This window comes from Nocardioides sp. NPDC057577 (assembly GCF_042801335.1).
Taxonomy (GTDB): Bacteria; Actinomycetota; Actinomycetes; order Propionibacteriales; family Nocardioidaceae; genus Nocardioides.
The window spans coordinates 23409-36958 of record NZ_JBHVGB010000039.1 but is presented as its reverse complement, the minus strand read 5'-3'; the positions used below and the strand labels follow the sequence as shown (position 1 = coordinate 36958).

Here is a 13550-nt window from a genome sequence, read left to right as displayed (position 1 = left end):
GCCTTGGATCCGCGACTCATGCCGATGCCGTGGTCGCCGTCGCCGGCGATCGCGTCGATCTCACCGAGCCGTTCCTTGTGCTCCTCGACCGTCGCCGCGAGCGTGGTGAGGAGGCTCTGCGCGATCGTCGCGTGCCGGCGGGAGGCCGGGCTCGCCGTCTCCTGCGTACCCTCCGCCGTGGCAGCGACGGAGGCCGCCCGTTCGGTGAACCGTCCGCCGGCGACGGCATGGCCCCGGCGGTAGGCCGGGGTGTCGGCCGGAGCCCGCCACAGCGGTTCGAGCTCGTCGTCGAGCCACGTCACGGTGAGCGAGCAGCCCGCCATGTCGAGGCTGGTGACCAGCTCACCGACCTCTGGGTCGATCAGGTCGACTCCCGCGGCTCGCAACCGGGGCTCGACCTCGCTCCAGAGCACGTAGAGCTCCTCGTACTTCGTCGAGCCGAGGCCGTTGAGCAGCACTGCGGCCCGGCCGTCGGCCGAGGCCGGTCGCTCCGCGAGCACACGGTCGACGAGCTGGTCGGCCAGCCTCGCGGCGGGGATCCAATCGGTGGTGCTGATGCCGGGCTCGCCGTGGATCCCGAGCCCGAAGTCCACCTGGCCCTCCTGCACATGGAAGAGAGCGTCCCGCGCCCCCGGCAGGGTGCAGCCGTCGAAGGCCACCCCGAAGGAGTACGTCGCCGCGTTGGCGTGCCGCATGAGCCGCTCGACCTCGTCCAGGTCCCGGCCCTCCTCGGCCGCGGCTCCCGCCATCTTGTAGACCGTGAAGGTCCCGGCGATGCCGCGGCGGCCCTCGACCGCGTCGGAGGATGCGGAGGCCACGTCGTCGGTCACCCACACGACGCGTACGTCCACGCCCTCCGCGCGCAGCCGGTCGGCCGCGACGCCGAAGTTGAGCCGGTCGCCGGCGTAGTTGCCGAAGGCCAGCACCACCCCCGCGCCACCGTGGGCGGCGCGGGCGATGCGGTAGACCTGCTCGGCGGACGGCGAGGCGAAGATGTCGCCGAGCACGGCGCCGTCGGCGAAGCCGGTGCCGACGACCCCGTTGTAGGAGGGGTAGTGGCCCGACCCGCCGCCGATGACGAGCGAGACCTTGCCGGCCAGCGGACCGCCCGCGCGGATGAACCCGGAGGCGTCGGTAACCCGTTCGACGTAGCGGGGATGGGCGGTGGCGAAGCCGGTGAGGACGTCGCTCTTGAAGGTGTCGGGATCGTTGTAGATGTGGGTCATCGCGTCACTCGCTGATGACGAAGTTCTCGACGGAGTCGACGTTGTCCTTGGTGACCAGGACGCAGTCGAGGGCCTGCTTCTCCTCCGATGCGCCGGTATCGCCGGAGGTGATGACGCTGTCGAGCTGCTCGATCGCGCTGTTGGTGCCCTCGACGATGGGCTGGACCACGGTGGCCACCAGCTCGCCGGACCTCACCGCGTCGACGGCGTCCTGGCTGCCGTCGAAGCCGAGGACCTTGACCTGGTCGAGCTTGCCCTTGGCCTTGAGCGCGTTGACCGCGCCGAGCGCCATCTCGTCGTTGCCCGAGACGACCCCGGTGATGTCGGGGTTCTTTGCGAGCAGCGCCTCCATCTTCTCCTGGCCCTCCTGGCGGTCCCAGTTGGCGATCTCCTCGCCGACCTTCTTCAGATCCGGGTACTGGCCGAGGACCTGCTCGTAGCCGTCGGAGCGGACCTGGGCGTTGTTGTCGCTGGGGTTGCCGAACAGCTCGACATACGTCCCCTTGTAGTTCATCGACGCGGCCCAGGCCTCGGCGCCGACGGTGGCACCCTGGGCGTTGTTGGAGACGATCTGGGACGCGGCGAGCCCGGTCTCGGAGATCTCGGCGTTGATCAGCACGATCGGGATGTCGGCGTCGACGACCTTCTGCACCGCGGCGATCGACTCGTCGGCTCCGGCCGGGTCGAGCAGGATCCCGTCGACGTCGTCGTTGACGGCGGTCTCGATCAAGGTGTTCTGCTCGTCCGGGTCGTTGCCGTGCGCTGCGGTGTAGGAGTCGTAGCCCAGCTCGGTGGCGGCCCTCTTCGCGGTGTCGACCTCGGCCTTCCAGTAGGGGTTGGAGGGGTCGACGGTGATGATGGCGATGGTGCCGCCACCCTTGCCGCCCGCGTCGTCGGTGGCCTCCGAGCCGCACGCGGCCAGGCTCAGGGCGAGCCCGGTGGCGGCGATGCCGGCGAGAATTCGCTTCATGGGGTGTGTCCTCTCGATCGGTCGCGGACCTGCCGCGTCCTGGTGGTGGGAACGGTGGATGACGGCGTTCATGCGGGAGTGCTCGCGGCGGTGCGGACCTCGGCTGCGGCCCGCCGCGCGGCCCCGCGGTTCTGGGCGATCTGCTGGATCCGGTCGACGGCGACGGCGAGGATGATCACTGCCCCGGTGATGACCTGCTGCCAGAACGGCGAGACGCCGACGATGACCAGGCCGTTGGCGAGGAACCCGATCACGAAGGCGCCGATGATGGTGCCCCTGACCGTGCCGCGACCTCCCGAGAGGGCGGCGCCGCCGATGACGACCGCGGCGATCGCGTTGAGCTCGTAGAACTGGCCCAGGTCGGCGGTCGCGGAGCTGATGTTGGCGATCTGGAGCAGACCGACGATGCCGGCGCAGGTGCCGGCGATGACGTAGATCCTCGTCTTGACCCGGGTGACCGGTACGCCGGAGAGCTCGGCGGCCCGCTCGTTGCTGCCGCTGGCGTAGAGCCACCGGCCGAACGGCGATCGAACCAGCAGGATCGAGGCCAGGACCGCGAGCGCGATCATCACCCATGCCGAGATCGGCAGCCCGAGGGGGCGGCTGGCGAAGACCTCGAAGAAGCCGGTGTTGCCCAGCCCCTCCTGGCCGCGGAGCTCGTTGGTGATGTTCTGCCCGTTGAGCAGCACCTCGGTCAGGCCGCGCCCCACGTAGAGCATCCCCAGGGTGACGATGAACGGGGCGAGGCGCAGTCGCGAGATCAGCAGCCCGTTGGCGTAGCCGACCAGCGCGCCGACCCCGACGGAGATCACCACGATCACCCAGACCTGCGGGAACATGATCGCCTGGGTAAGCGGGAGGTCGAGGCCGCGGAAGAGGTTGCCGGCCACCGCGCCGGTCAGCCCCACGGTGGAGCCGACCGAGAGGTCGATCCCGCCGTTGAGGATGACCATCAGCATGCCGAGCGCCAAGATCGCGTTGAAGGCGACCTGCTTGGTGATGGTCACCAGGTTTCCGGGGTCGAGGTAGTTGTCGCTGAGCAGCGCGAACACCGCGATGATGAGGATCAGGGCGAGCAGGGCCCGGCCTTCGACCAGAGCGTTGCTGAGCGTGATCGAGCGGAGCCGGGAGGTGAGGCCTCCGGCAGGGCTCTGTGGGCGTGATGTCGCCTCGGCCGATGCGTTGGTTGCGGTCACTGCATGCCTCCGATGGCTTCGTCGGTGGTCGTGGGGTCGGTCGTCGGGTTCGCTGACTCGCCGGAGGCGGCCATGACCTCGGCCCGGGTGCTCGTACGTGGGTCGAACTCGCGCACGATGCGGCCCTTGTTCATCACGACGACGCGGTGGGAGGCGGTCATCGCCTCACCGATCTCCGAGGTGACGTAGAGGACGCCAAGGCCCTTCTGGGCCTCCTGGAAGAGCAGGGCGAAGATCTCGCCCTTGGCCCCGACGTCGATGCCGCGGGTGGGCTCGTCGAGGAGCAGTACGCTCGGATCGGTCATCAGCAGCTTCCCGATCACGACCTTCTGCTGGTTGCCGCCGGACAGGGAGGTGATCGGGGTGCCCGGGCCGGCGGCCTTGACGGTCACCTCGTCCATGCCACGCCTGATCCGGTCGGACTCCGCGCTCTTGGAGATCAGACCGCGGCGTACCACCGAGCGCAGGCCGGCGAGCGAGAGGTTGCTGCCGACGCTGAGCAGCTGGACGACGCCGTCGCGCTGGCGGTCCTCGGGGACGAGCCCGAGGCCACGGGAGATGCGCTCGCTGACGCTGAGCCCGGCGATGTCCTCGCCGTTCAGCAGCACCTCGCCGGCGGTCATCGGGTCGCGCCCGGCGAGCGTTTCCATCAGCTCGGTACGCCCGGCGCCCATCAGGCCGTAGAGGCAGACGATCTCGCCGGTGCGTACGTCGAGGGAGACGTCGTCGACCACGATGCGTCCGGTGCCGAGGTCGGCGACGGTGAGGTTGCGGACCGAGAGAGCGACCTCGCCGAAGCCACGAGGCTCCTCGCGGAAGTCGTATTCCGCCTGGCGGCCGGTCATCCGGTGCACCACCCAGGGCAGGTCGATCCGGCTCGCCGGCTCGTGCGCGACCAGCTCGCCGTCGCGGAGCACCACCGCGTGGTCGGCGATGCTGATCGCCTCCTCGAGGTGGTGGGAGATGTAGACGATCGCGACGCCGTTGGCGGTGAGCTCCCGGATGACCCGGAACAGCACCTCGACCTCGCTCGCGCTCAGCGCCGAGGTGGGCTCGTCCATGATCAGGATCCGGGCCTCGGCGGCCAGCGCCCGCGCGATCTCGACGATCTGCTGCTGGCCCATCCGGAGGTCGGCCACCGGCGTCTGAGGCGAGATCTCCTCCTCGAGCTGGCGCATCAGCCGCGAGGTGATGTCGGCCTCGCGGGAGTAGTCGATCCCGCCCATCCGGGTGTGGAGCTCGCGGCCGAGGAAGATGTTGTCCCGTACGTTGAGGTTCGGGCAGAGGTTCGTCTCCTGGTGGATGATCGAGATCCCGCGTTCGACCGCGTCGACGGTGTTCTCCAGGGTGACCGGCTCGTCGTGCAGGACCAGCTGGCCGCCGGTGGGCTGCTCGACGCCGGAAAGGATCTTCATGAGTGTCGACTTCCCGGCGCCGTTCTCCCCGAAGAGCACGGTGACCTGGCCGGCGCGGACCTCGAAGTCGACGCCCTTGAGCGCCTTGGTGACGCCGTACGTCTTGGAGATCCCGACCGCGCGGAGCACCACCTGACCGATCTCGGCGGCGCCTGTGCGGACGGTCTCCGTGGCCGCTGCGCTCATCGGACGACCTCCACGGTCAGGGGCTGGACCTGCACCGGCTTGGCCGCGGGCTGCGGCATGCCGGTGTCGGTGACGCTCACGATCCCGGTGAAGTCGAGCTTCGAGCCGGGCGCGACCTTCGCGCCCTGCTCGATCTGCTCGCGGACGAGGGCCTTCAGCTCGTCCCCGACCTGCTGGTAGGTGGTCTGGTTGGAGGCGTCTCCGAACTTGAAGCCGAGGGCGTCGCGCAGGACCGCGCCGTTGGTCGCCGGTCCGGAGGCGAGGCTGAGCGGAGTCGTCCCGGGTACGCCTTCGACGGTGATCTCGACAGCCTGCTGCTGGGTCGCGACGACGGTCGCGGTGCCGCGTACGGGAAACAGGTAGGTGGTGTCGTTGGGCCTGGACGCGTCGAGGTCGTCGGCGGTCTTGGCGACATCCTGCTGGAGCCCGGCGAGGAGCTCGGGAAGGGGCGTCGCGGCATCGGGGATGGTCTCGTTCGCCTCGGCGAAGAGGTCCGCGGCGGTCTGGGCCGGGTCGAAGGTCTCCGGGCCGATCGAGGCGAGCTCGTCGGGGGTGACGAAGCGGGTGCTGAGCGTCATCGCGACGAGGAGTGCGGCGATGGCCACCGCTCCGCCGATGCGGAAGGGGGTGAGGCGGCGGGGTCGTGTCATCTGGGGTCCTTTCGAACGATCGCGGACACGAGGTCGGGGGGTTTCGGTCGGTGGAGCGTTCGTCGACGAAGCGCGTCGGCGGACCGGTGGGCGAGGTCGAGGAGGCCGGGTGCGGTCCAGGCGGCGCGGCCGACGAAGAGGCCGTCGACGGGGAGGCCCGTCACCAGGTCGGCGGCGTTGCCCGCGTGGACGCTGCCTCCGTAGAGGACGGAGGTCGGCGTGCCCGCCAGGTCCTCGTCGAGTGCCCGGCGTAGGACGCCGAGTCCTTCGGAGACCTCCGCCGGCGTGGCCGGTCGGCCCTCGGAGCCGATCGCCCAGTGCGGCTCGTAGGCCACCAGCAGCTCGGTGGGTCTGGTTCGCCCGAGCTGGCTGAGCGCGGCGCGCACCTGGCGGGCCAGCACATCGGGGGTCTCGCCACGGGCTCGCTCGGCGGTGGTCTCGCCGACGCACACGAGAGGGGTCAGCCCGGCCGAGACCGCGGCCGCGACCTTGTCGGCCACCATGTTGTCGGTCTCGCCGAGCAGGGTGCGGCGCTCGGCGTGCCCGATCTCGACGAGGCTCGCGCCGGCGTCGCGCACCATGCTCATGGACACCTCGCCGGTGACGGCACCGTCCGGGCCCGGGTGAGCGTTCTGCGACCCGAGGGCCACACCGGAGCCGTCCAGCCGGTCGCGGACGGTGGCCAGGGAGGTGGCGGCGGGCAGGACGAAGAGCCGCAGCTCGGGCGGCACGCTCCCCGCCTCGACCGCCGAGCGCAGGTCGTCGGCGTACGCCCCGGCCTCGCCGAGGGTCTTGGTCATCTTCCAGCTCGTGCCGAGCCAGAAGGAGGCTGCGGCGGTCACGGGATCAGCGAGACCTTGATCGACTCGGTGCCCCGCGCGACCAGGTCGAGGCCGTCCTGGAACCGGGCCAGGGGCAGCTGGTGGGTGCAGATCTCGTCCAGCGGGAGCACGCCGGACTCCAGCATCCGGATCGCGGCCGGCCAGCAGTTCGGGCCGAGGTGGGCGCCGCGTACGTCCAGCTCCTTGTCGTCGCTGATGATGCTCCAGTCGACGGTCACCTCGGAGCCGAAGACGCCGTACTCCACATAGGTGCCGAGCTTGCGCAGCACGTTGAGGCCCTGCAGCACCGCCGAGGGGTGCCCGGTGCCCTCGAGGTAGACGTCGGCGCCGTAGCCGTCGGTGATCGAGCGGACGAACTCGACGGGATCCTGCTCGGCGATGTTGACGATGTCGGTGGCACCGCACTTGGTGGCCAGGTCCAGCTTCTCGGGGGCCATGTCGAGGGCGACCACCCGTGCCGGTGACTTGGCCGCGGCGCCGGCGATCATGCCGAGGCCGATCGGACCGCAGCCGGCGACCACGACGACGTCGTCGAAGGTGATCTGGGCTCGTTCCACGGCGTGCAGGGAGCAGGACAGCGGCTCGGCGAACGCGGCGTGCGCGGGCGGAAGGTCCTTGCTGATCCGGTGCACCAGGGAGGCGGGGGAGAAGACCATGTACTCGGCCATCGCGCCGGGGGTGCTGCGCTTGAACCCGAACATGTCGTGGGGTCCGCACATCCAGTACTCCCCGCGCCGGCAGTAGCGGCACTCTCCGCACGGCACGATCTGCTCGGCGACGACCCGGTCGCCGACCTCGACCCCCCACCGCGTACGCGCCTCGTCGTCGAGCGCGACCACCTCGCCGGTGAACTCGTGGCCCGGGATGACCTCGGTCTCGGCCCAGGCGGGCCGGTTCTGGTCACCCCAGAACTTCGCGGCGCCGTGGTAGCACTTCAGGTCGCTCGCGCAGATCCCGACGGCCTCGACCCGGATCAGCGCCTCGCCGGGTCCCGGGACAGGGACCGGGACCTCCTCGAAGCGGTAGTCCTCGGGCCCGTGGCAGACGACCGCCTGCATGGTGCGTCCGTCTACCTCTGAAGCTGCCTGCGTCATGGGACCTCCTGTTGGTGATCTTGATCACTCGAGCTCATCCACCGTCCCACAGGTTGCGAACAAATGTCCAGAACAAATGTTCACGAATGGTCGGATCGACACGCGCGGCTGTGGAAGAGTGGTGCCGTGGAGAACACAGGCGGAGCGCACGGCCACCAGCCGACCCTGGAGGCCGCAGGGGCGGCCAGCACACGCTTTACCCCTGAGGTCATGCATGCGGCGGCGACGCTCTACTACCTCAAGGAGGCGACCCAGGCTCAGGTCGCCCAGCAGCTCGGCATCAGCCGCGCGACGGTCAGCCGGGTGCTCTCGGAGGCACGTCGCACAGGCATCGTCCGCATCGAGGTCGTCGACCCCGCGACCCGGCGCGCCTCCGAGGTGGAGGAGCGGCTCTGTGAGGCTCTCGGCCTCGCCAGGGTGTTCGTCGCGCGTGGATTCCACCGCTCCCTCGCCGGAGCGGCGCTCGCCGCCCGGCTCGGAGAGGCGCTGACCGAGATCGGGCTGAAGGCCGGCGACGTGCTGCTGGTCTCTTCGGGCCGCACCGTCTGGGAGGTGAGCCAGGAGACGCTGCCGTCCTTCCCCGGCGTCGTGGTGACCCCGACCGTCGGTGGGCAGGACGAGCCCGAAGCCTGGTACCAGACCAACGAGATCACCAGGATGTTCGCCGAGCAGCTCGACGGACGTCCGGTCTTCCTCTATGCCCCGGCACAGCCGGGAGCCGACCTGCACCGGCTCCTGCTCCAGGATCCGAGCACCCGTCGGGTGCTCGACCTGTGGAGCCAGGCGCGGGTGGCCGTGCTCGGCATCGGCGCGCCCCCGCTGACCCGCGAGTCGCTGCCCGGCTACGTGCCGCGCGACGCGCCCTGGCTCCGTGAGGCCGCGGGCGACATCTGCACCAGGTTCTTCGACGAGGACGGGCAGCCGTTGCCCTACCCCGAGGAGTTCCTCGTCGCCACGACCTACGAGGAGCTCCGGACCATCCCGCACACCATCGCGGTCGCGGTGGGCCCGACGAAGGTGCCCAGCATCATCGCGGGCTCGCGGGCCGGCTGGTTCAACACCCTGATCACCGACGAGGACACCGCGGTCCGGATGCTCGACAAGCTGGGCTGAGGACTATCTCCCGACCTGAGCCCGGCCGGTCATGATCCCGGCGAGCTCGCCGTCGGAGGTGAGCTGGGCATCGCGGTCATAGGTCGAGGTGAAGGCGAGGAGCTCGTCGGCTCCGGTGGCCTCGGCCAGCTGGTCGAGACGCCTTCGGACGGTCGCGGGAGAGCCCGCGGTCGTACGGGCGAGATGGGCCTCGACCCGCTCGCGGACCTGGTTCGACCAGGCCTGGTCGCGGATCGTCGAGACCGGCTCGAGCGGACCGAACTCGCCGGTCTGCCGCGACCTGGCCATCGCCCACGCCTCCGGCAGGGCGAGCTCGGCGGCCTCGGCGTCGGTGTCGGCGACCAGCACGTCGACCGAGACGGTCACCGAGGGCTCAGACGCTCGGGACGAGGGCCGGAAGTCCTTCCGGTACGCCCCCAGCAGCTCGTTCAGCCGCGGGCTGTCCAGCACCGGACCGCCCACGACGACCGGCAGCCCGAGGCGCGAGGCGAGCGCGACGCCCTTCCCGGTCGCGAGCACGAACATCGGGATCCGGTGCGCGGCGGCCGGCCGCGCGGTGACAGCGGCGGTGCGGTCGAGATAGCCGCGGAGCTCCTCGATGTCCTCGGCGAACGTGTCCGGGTCGTCGAGATCCTGCCGCAGGGCGCGGCGTACGGGTGCGGTGAAGCCCAGGGTGCGTCCCAGACCGAGGTCGATCCGGTCGGGATAGAGGGCCTCGAGCATGAGGAACTGCTCGGCGACGACCAGCGGCTGGTGGTGCGGCAGCATCACCCCGCCCGACCCGAGCCTGATCGTGGACGTGTGCGCGCCGAGCGCACCGAGCAGCACCGGCGGCGACCCCGAAGCGATCCCCGGAACCGCGTGGTGCTCGGCGACCCAGAACCGGTGGTAGCCGAGCCGCTCGGCAGCCACCGCCCGCTCGATCGTGTGGGTCAGCGCAGCGCCCTCGGCGTACCCCACCCGCGTGCGGGACCGGTCCAGCATGGAGAGCTTCACGGTAGGTTCAACGGCGCAGGGCTCCCGAGGCTTCCCGGCGAGACCAGGTCACCTCCCGGCGTCTGGATTCAATGCGGGAATGCGGCGCAGTGCCCACGCCAGCGCGCAGGCGATCGTGAGCAAGGTGGCTGAGAGTGCTACGACGGCGGGCCAGCCCGCATGCGACCAGGCAGTGCTCCCGAGGTTCCCGAAGAGCGAGGAGCCGACGTAGAACGACATCAGGTAGAACGAGGCGGCCTGGGCGGTGCTGACCCCGGCCGCATGGGCTCGAACGGGGACCCAGCCGCTGGCCAGGCCGTGCACGATGAAGAAGCCGATGACGAGCAGGCTCAGGCCGCCGATGACCATCACCAGTTGATCGATCGACATGAGGGCGACGCCGGCAAGGGCGAGCACGCACCCCACCGGCAGTACGGCACGACGACCGATCCGGTCCGCAACCCGCCCGGCCAGCGTGGAGCTGATCGTGCCGAGCAGATAGGTGAGGTAGACCAAGCTCAGGGCCGCGAGCGGCAGGCCGAAGGGCGGCGAGGTCAGCCGGAAGGAGAGCGCATTGAAGACCGCGATCAGGGTGCCCATCGCACACATGGCCAATCCGTAGAGCGCGACCAGAGCAGGGTCGGCCAGCGCCCGGCGGGCGGAGGCGGTAATGGTGCGCCAGCTCCCCGACGACGGAGTGAAGTTGGTCGAGTCAGGTAGCAGCAAGGTCACCAGGACGGCGCACAGCAGGCCGACGATCGCGGTCGCCCCAAGGGCGAATCGCCAGCCGACCGCGTCGGCAATCGGCGCGGTCAGGATCCGGGCGACCATGCCGCCGATCGCCGTACCGCCGATGTAGAGCCCCGCGGCGCGGCCACTGGCCGTCGGATGCACCTCCTCGCGCAGGTACGCAGTGGCCACGGCCGGGAGGCCAGCCAGGGCCGCCCCTTGCAGCGAGCGCAGCGCGAGCAGTGAGCTCCACCCGGGAGCGAACGCACAGGCGAGGCCCACCAGCGCCGCTGCCCAGACCGATATCCGGATCAGCGGAGTCCGGCCGGCGTACTCCGAGATCGGGCCGGCGACGAGGAGCATCACCGCGAGCGTGGCCGTCGTCAGCGTCATGCTGAGCGTTGCCTTGGTCGGGGTCAGAGCGAAGTCGCTGGCGAACTCCGGTAGAAGCGTCTGAGTGGAGTACATCAGTGCGAACGTCGCCATGCCTGCGGCGAACATCGCGACCATGATCCGTCGGTAGCCGGCACTTCCGGGCAGGTGTCCGGCGGACGTCACCGGGCGTCCGAGGCTGGCATGACTCACCTGCTTCCAGCGACCGAGGCGTGGACGGACACCTGCGCCGTGCCCTCGGCGAGCAGCTGGGCGAGCCGCTCCGCGTCGTACCCCAGGGTGCTGAGCACGGCTTCGGTGTCGGCGCCGCGGGCCCTGGGTGCGCTGACCACACGGCCGGGGGTGCCTCGGAGCTTGATCGGGATCCCGGTGCCGCGGTAGCCGTCGACCTCGACGACCATCTCCTGGCTACGGACGTGTGCGTCCTCGAGCGCCTCGCCGACGTCGTGGATCGGTGTGGCCGGGACCCCGAGCGCGAGCAGCTCCTTGCTCAGCTCGCCGCGGGGCCAGCCTGCGATCCGTGGCCGCAACGCATCCTCGAGGGCCCCGCGATGGGTCAGGCGCTCGCCGTTGGTCGCGAACCGAGGGTCCTCAGCGAGCTCCGAAACACCGAGCACGCCGATGAGCTTGCGGAACTGCCCATCGTTGCCCGCCCCGATGAACATCTGACCGTCGGAGGCCGCGAAGCTGTTGTAAGGCGCGATCGTCGGGTGCGCCGAACCGGTGCGCTGCCCGACCTTGCCCGCCATCAGGTAGGAGGGGGAGTGCGGGTGCAGGAGCGAGACCGCGGTGTTGACCAGGTTGCAGTCGACCAGCTGCCCCACCCCGGTCCGGTGCCGGGCCTGCAAGGCGAGCAGCACACCGGAGAACGCGTAGACGCCCGTGACCATGTCGGCGATCGGGACGCCGACGCGCAGGGCCTCCCCGTCGGGTTCGCCGTTGATGCTCATCAGGCCGCTGTACGCCTGGGCGACCGCGTCGTAGCCGGGCATGCCGCCCATCGGGCCGTCGGTGCCGAATCCGGTGATCCGGCAATGGATCAACCGCGGCCAGGTCTCCCGGATGAGCTCGTCGGTGAAGCCCCAACGAGCCAACGTACCGGCCTTGAAGTTCTCCACCACGACGTCGGCCTGGCCGAGCAGGTCGCCGAGGACGGACTGCCCTTCCGGGATCGACAGGTCGAGGCAGACGTTGGCCTTGTTGCGGTTGATGCCGGTGAAGTAGGCGCTCGTCTCCGGCCCGACGAACGGGGGCCCCCACGTACGCGTCTCGTCTCCGGTGGGCGCCTCGACCTTGATGACCTCTGCGCCGTGGTCGGCGAGCATCTGGGTGCACAGCGGTCCGGCCAGCACGCGGGAGAGATCTAGGACGCGTATGCCGGCCAGGGCGGGCTGCACGTCGGCTCCGGGGTTGGGGGCGCCCATCAGTACGACTTCGGCAGGCCGAGGACATGGGTGGAGATGTAGTTGAGAACCATCTCCTGGCTGACCGGGGCGAGGCGCAGGATGCGCGACTCCCGGAAGTAGCGCTCGACGTGGTACTCGACCGCGTAGCCCATCCCGCCGTGGGTCTGGATCGCCTGGTCGGCGGCGTTGAAGCCGGCGTCGGCGCACAGGAACTTCGCCGTGTTGGCCTCCCGGCCACAGGACAGGCCCTGGTCGTAGCGCCACGCCGCCTGACGGGCCACCAGCTCCGCGGCGTCCAAGCGCATCGAGGCCTCGGCCAGCGGGAAGGCGACGCCCTGGTTCTTGCCGATCGGACGGTCGAAGACGACCCGCTCACCGGCGTACGCCACGGCCCTCCGCAGAGCGGCACGACCGATCCCGAGGGCCTCGTGGGCCAGCAGGATCCGTTCGGGGTTCAGACCGTCGAGGAGGTAGCGGAAGCCCTGGCCCTCCTCACCGACGCGCGCCGACTCGGGAACGAAGACGTCGTCGAAGGCGATCTCGTAGGAGGGCACGGCGTTGCGGCCCAGCTTCTCGATCGGATTCATCGCGATGCCAGGGGAGTCGAGGTCGAGGAGGAACAGGCTCATGCCATCGGTCGGGTGTTCGTCGTTGCGGGGACTGGTCCGCGCGATGAGGACCGCTTTCTGCGAGTAACCGGCCTTGGTGATCCAGACCTTCTGCCCCCGGAGCAGGTAGCCCCCCTCGGTCGGCCGGGCGAAAGTCGAGATTCGCGTGGTGTCGGTGCCCGCGTCGGGCTCGGTCACCGCGAAGCAGACGTGCAGCGAGCCGTCGACGGCGCCGGGGAGGACCTCACGGCGCTGTGTTTCGCTGCCGTGCTTCACGATCGTGTTGAGTCCGAAGATCGTGAGGTGCATGGTGCTGCAGCCGTTCATCCCGGCGCCCGAGGCTGCGACCTCCTCGAGCAGCAGGGATGCCTCGGTGATCCCGAGCCCGCCACCCCCGTACTCCTCAGGGATGGCGATGCCGAGCCAACCGCCCTCGGCGAAGGCGTTGTAGAAGTCCCACGGGAACTCATGGTTCGCATCGCAGCGAGCCCAGTACTCGTCGTCGAACTTCGCCGCCAGGGCCCGCACGCCCTCGCGAAGTGCCTCTTGGTCGTCAGTGAGCCGAAAATCCACAACCATCTCCCGATATACGAACGCTGATGCGTCTATCTGAACATGCAAAGAAGATGGGCGCAACCCTTCGTCGGGTTGGGACAAGTTCTCGCCGCGGGCTTGACCGTGATGCGCGCCACATGCTCTGCTGGTGCGCAGATATGAAACAACGTTCGCATATACGAAGGAAGTGAC

At 69.9% G+C, this 13550-nt stretch carries 12 protein-coding genes; 1 reads left to right on the top strand and 11 read right to left on the bottom strand.

Annotated elements, in window-relative coordinates:
* The 7 genes from ACFU7D_RS10890 to ACFU7D_RS10860 form a co-directional block, all read right to left on the bottom strand.
* A partial coding sequence (locus tag ACFU7D_RS10890) for a dihydroxyacetone kinase family protein (RefSeq protein ID WP_378866838.1) occupies positions 1-1226 on the bottom strand: 1226 nt, incomplete at its 3' end.
* A 4-nt stretch (positions 1227-1230) separates the two neighbouring features.
* Positions 1231-2196: a substrate-binding domain-containing protein gene (locus tag ACFU7D_RS10885; protein WP_378866836.1), complete on the bottom strand. Its 966-nt coding sequence runs from the start codon at positions 2194-2196 to the stop codon at positions 1231-1233.
* A gap of 68 nt (positions 2197-2264) precedes the next feature.
* Positions 2265-3392 (bottom strand): ABC transporter permease, encoded by a 1128-nt coding sequence (locus tag ACFU7D_RS10880; RefSeq protein WP_378866834.1) that lies wholly within the window; start codon positions 3390-3392, stop codon positions 2265-2267.
* A complete protein-coding gene (locus ACFU7D_RS10875) occupies positions 3389-4993 on the bottom strand; it encodes a sugar ABC transporter ATP-binding protein (protein WP_378866832.1) in 1605 nt (534 codons plus the stop codon). The genes ACFU7D_RS10880 and ACFU7D_RS10875 overlap by 4 nt, the downstream gene beginning before the upstream one ends.
* A complete protein-coding gene (locus tag ACFU7D_RS10870) occupies positions 4990-5643 on the bottom strand; it encodes a DUF2291 family protein (RefSeq protein ID WP_378866829.1) in 654 nt (217 codons plus the stop codon). Before ACFU7D_RS10870 ends, ACFU7D_RS10875 begins: the two co-directional genes overlap by 4 nt.
* Entirely contained in the window at positions 5640-6485 is an 846-nt protein-coding gene (locus ACFU7D_RS10865; RefSeq protein ID WP_378866826.1) for a triose-phosphate isomerase family protein, read from the bottom strand. Before ACFU7D_RS10865 ends, ACFU7D_RS10870 begins: the two co-directional genes overlap by 4 nt.
* Positions 6482-7543 carry an alcohol dehydrogenase catalytic domain-containing protein gene (locus ACFU7D_RS10860; RefSeq protein ID WP_378866847.1) on the bottom strand — a complete coding sequence of 354 codons (1062 nt, stop codon included), beginning with the start codon at positions 7541-7543 and terminating at the stop codon, positions 6482-6484. The genes ACFU7D_RS10865 and ACFU7D_RS10860 overlap by 4 nt, the downstream gene beginning before the upstream one ends.
* A gap of 162 nt (positions 7544-7705) precedes the next feature.
* Here ACFU7D_RS10860 and ACFU7D_RS10855 point away from each other — a divergent pair, with 162 nt between their 5' ends.
* Positions 7706-8692: a sugar-binding transcriptional regulator gene (locus tag ACFU7D_RS10855; RefSeq protein ID WP_378866823.1), complete on the top strand. Its 987-nt coding sequence runs from the start codon at positions 7706-7708 to the stop codon at positions 8690-8692.
* A 3-nt stretch (positions 8693-8695) separates the two neighbouring features.
* Here ACFU7D_RS10855 and ACFU7D_RS10850 read toward each other — a convergent pair whose 3' ends face one another.
* Genes ACFU7D_RS10850 through ACFU7D_RS10835 form a run of 4 tightly spaced genes read right to left on the bottom strand, consistent with a single transcriptional unit; the run spans position 8696 to position 13376 of the window.
* Complete coding sequence (locus tag ACFU7D_RS10850; RefSeq protein ID WP_378866820.1) at positions 8696-9688, bottom strand: LLM class flavin-dependent oxidoreductase; 993 nt, start codon at positions 9686-9688, stop codon at positions 8696-8698.
* 48 nt (positions 9689-9736) lie between these two features.
* Positions 9737-10981, bottom strand: coding sequence for an MFS transporter (locus ACFU7D_RS10845; protein WP_378866817.1), 1245 nt, complete (start codon positions 10979-10981; stop codon positions 9737-9739).
* The gene (locus ACFU7D_RS10840; RefSeq protein ID WP_378866815.1) at positions 10978-12213 is read right to left on the bottom strand and encodes a CaiB/BaiF CoA transferase family protein; all 1236 of its coding nucleotides are present in this window, start codon (positions 12211-12213) and stop codon (positions 10978-10980) included. Before ACFU7D_RS10840 ends, ACFU7D_RS10845 begins: the two co-directional genes overlap by 4 nt.
* Positions 12213-13376: an acyl-CoA dehydrogenase family protein gene (locus tag ACFU7D_RS10835; RefSeq protein WP_378866812.1), complete on the bottom strand. Its 1164-nt coding sequence runs from the start codon at positions 13374-13376 to the stop codon at positions 12213-12215. Before ACFU7D_RS10835 ends, ACFU7D_RS10840 begins: the two co-directional genes overlap by 1 nt.
* Between the last annotated feature and the right edge of the window lie 174 nt (positions 13377-13550).

Bases quoted from the DNA above. Each gene is read 5' to 3' on its own strand.
- ACFU7D_RS10885 (WP_378866836.1), bottom strand. From the start codon at position 2,196: ATGAAGCGAATTCTCGCCGGCATCGCCGCCACCGGGCTCGCCCTGAGC.
- ACFU7D_RS10875 (WP_378866832.1), bottom strand. From the start codon at position 4,993: ATGAGCGCAGCGGCCACGGAGACCGTCCGCACAGGCGCCGCCGAGATC.
- ACFU7D_RS10870 (WP_378866829.1), bottom strand. From the start codon at position 5,643: ATGACACGACCCCGCCGCCTCACCCCCTTCCGCATCGGCGGAGCGGTG.
- ACFU7D_RS10860 (WP_378866847.1), bottom strand. From the start codon at position 7,543: ATGCAGGCGGTCGTCTGCCACGGGCCCGAGGACTACCGCTTCGAGGAG.
- ACFU7D_RS10840 (WP_378866815.1), bottom strand. From the start codon at position 12,213: ATGGGCGCCCCCAACCCCGGAGCCGACGTGCAGCCCGCCCTGGCCGGC.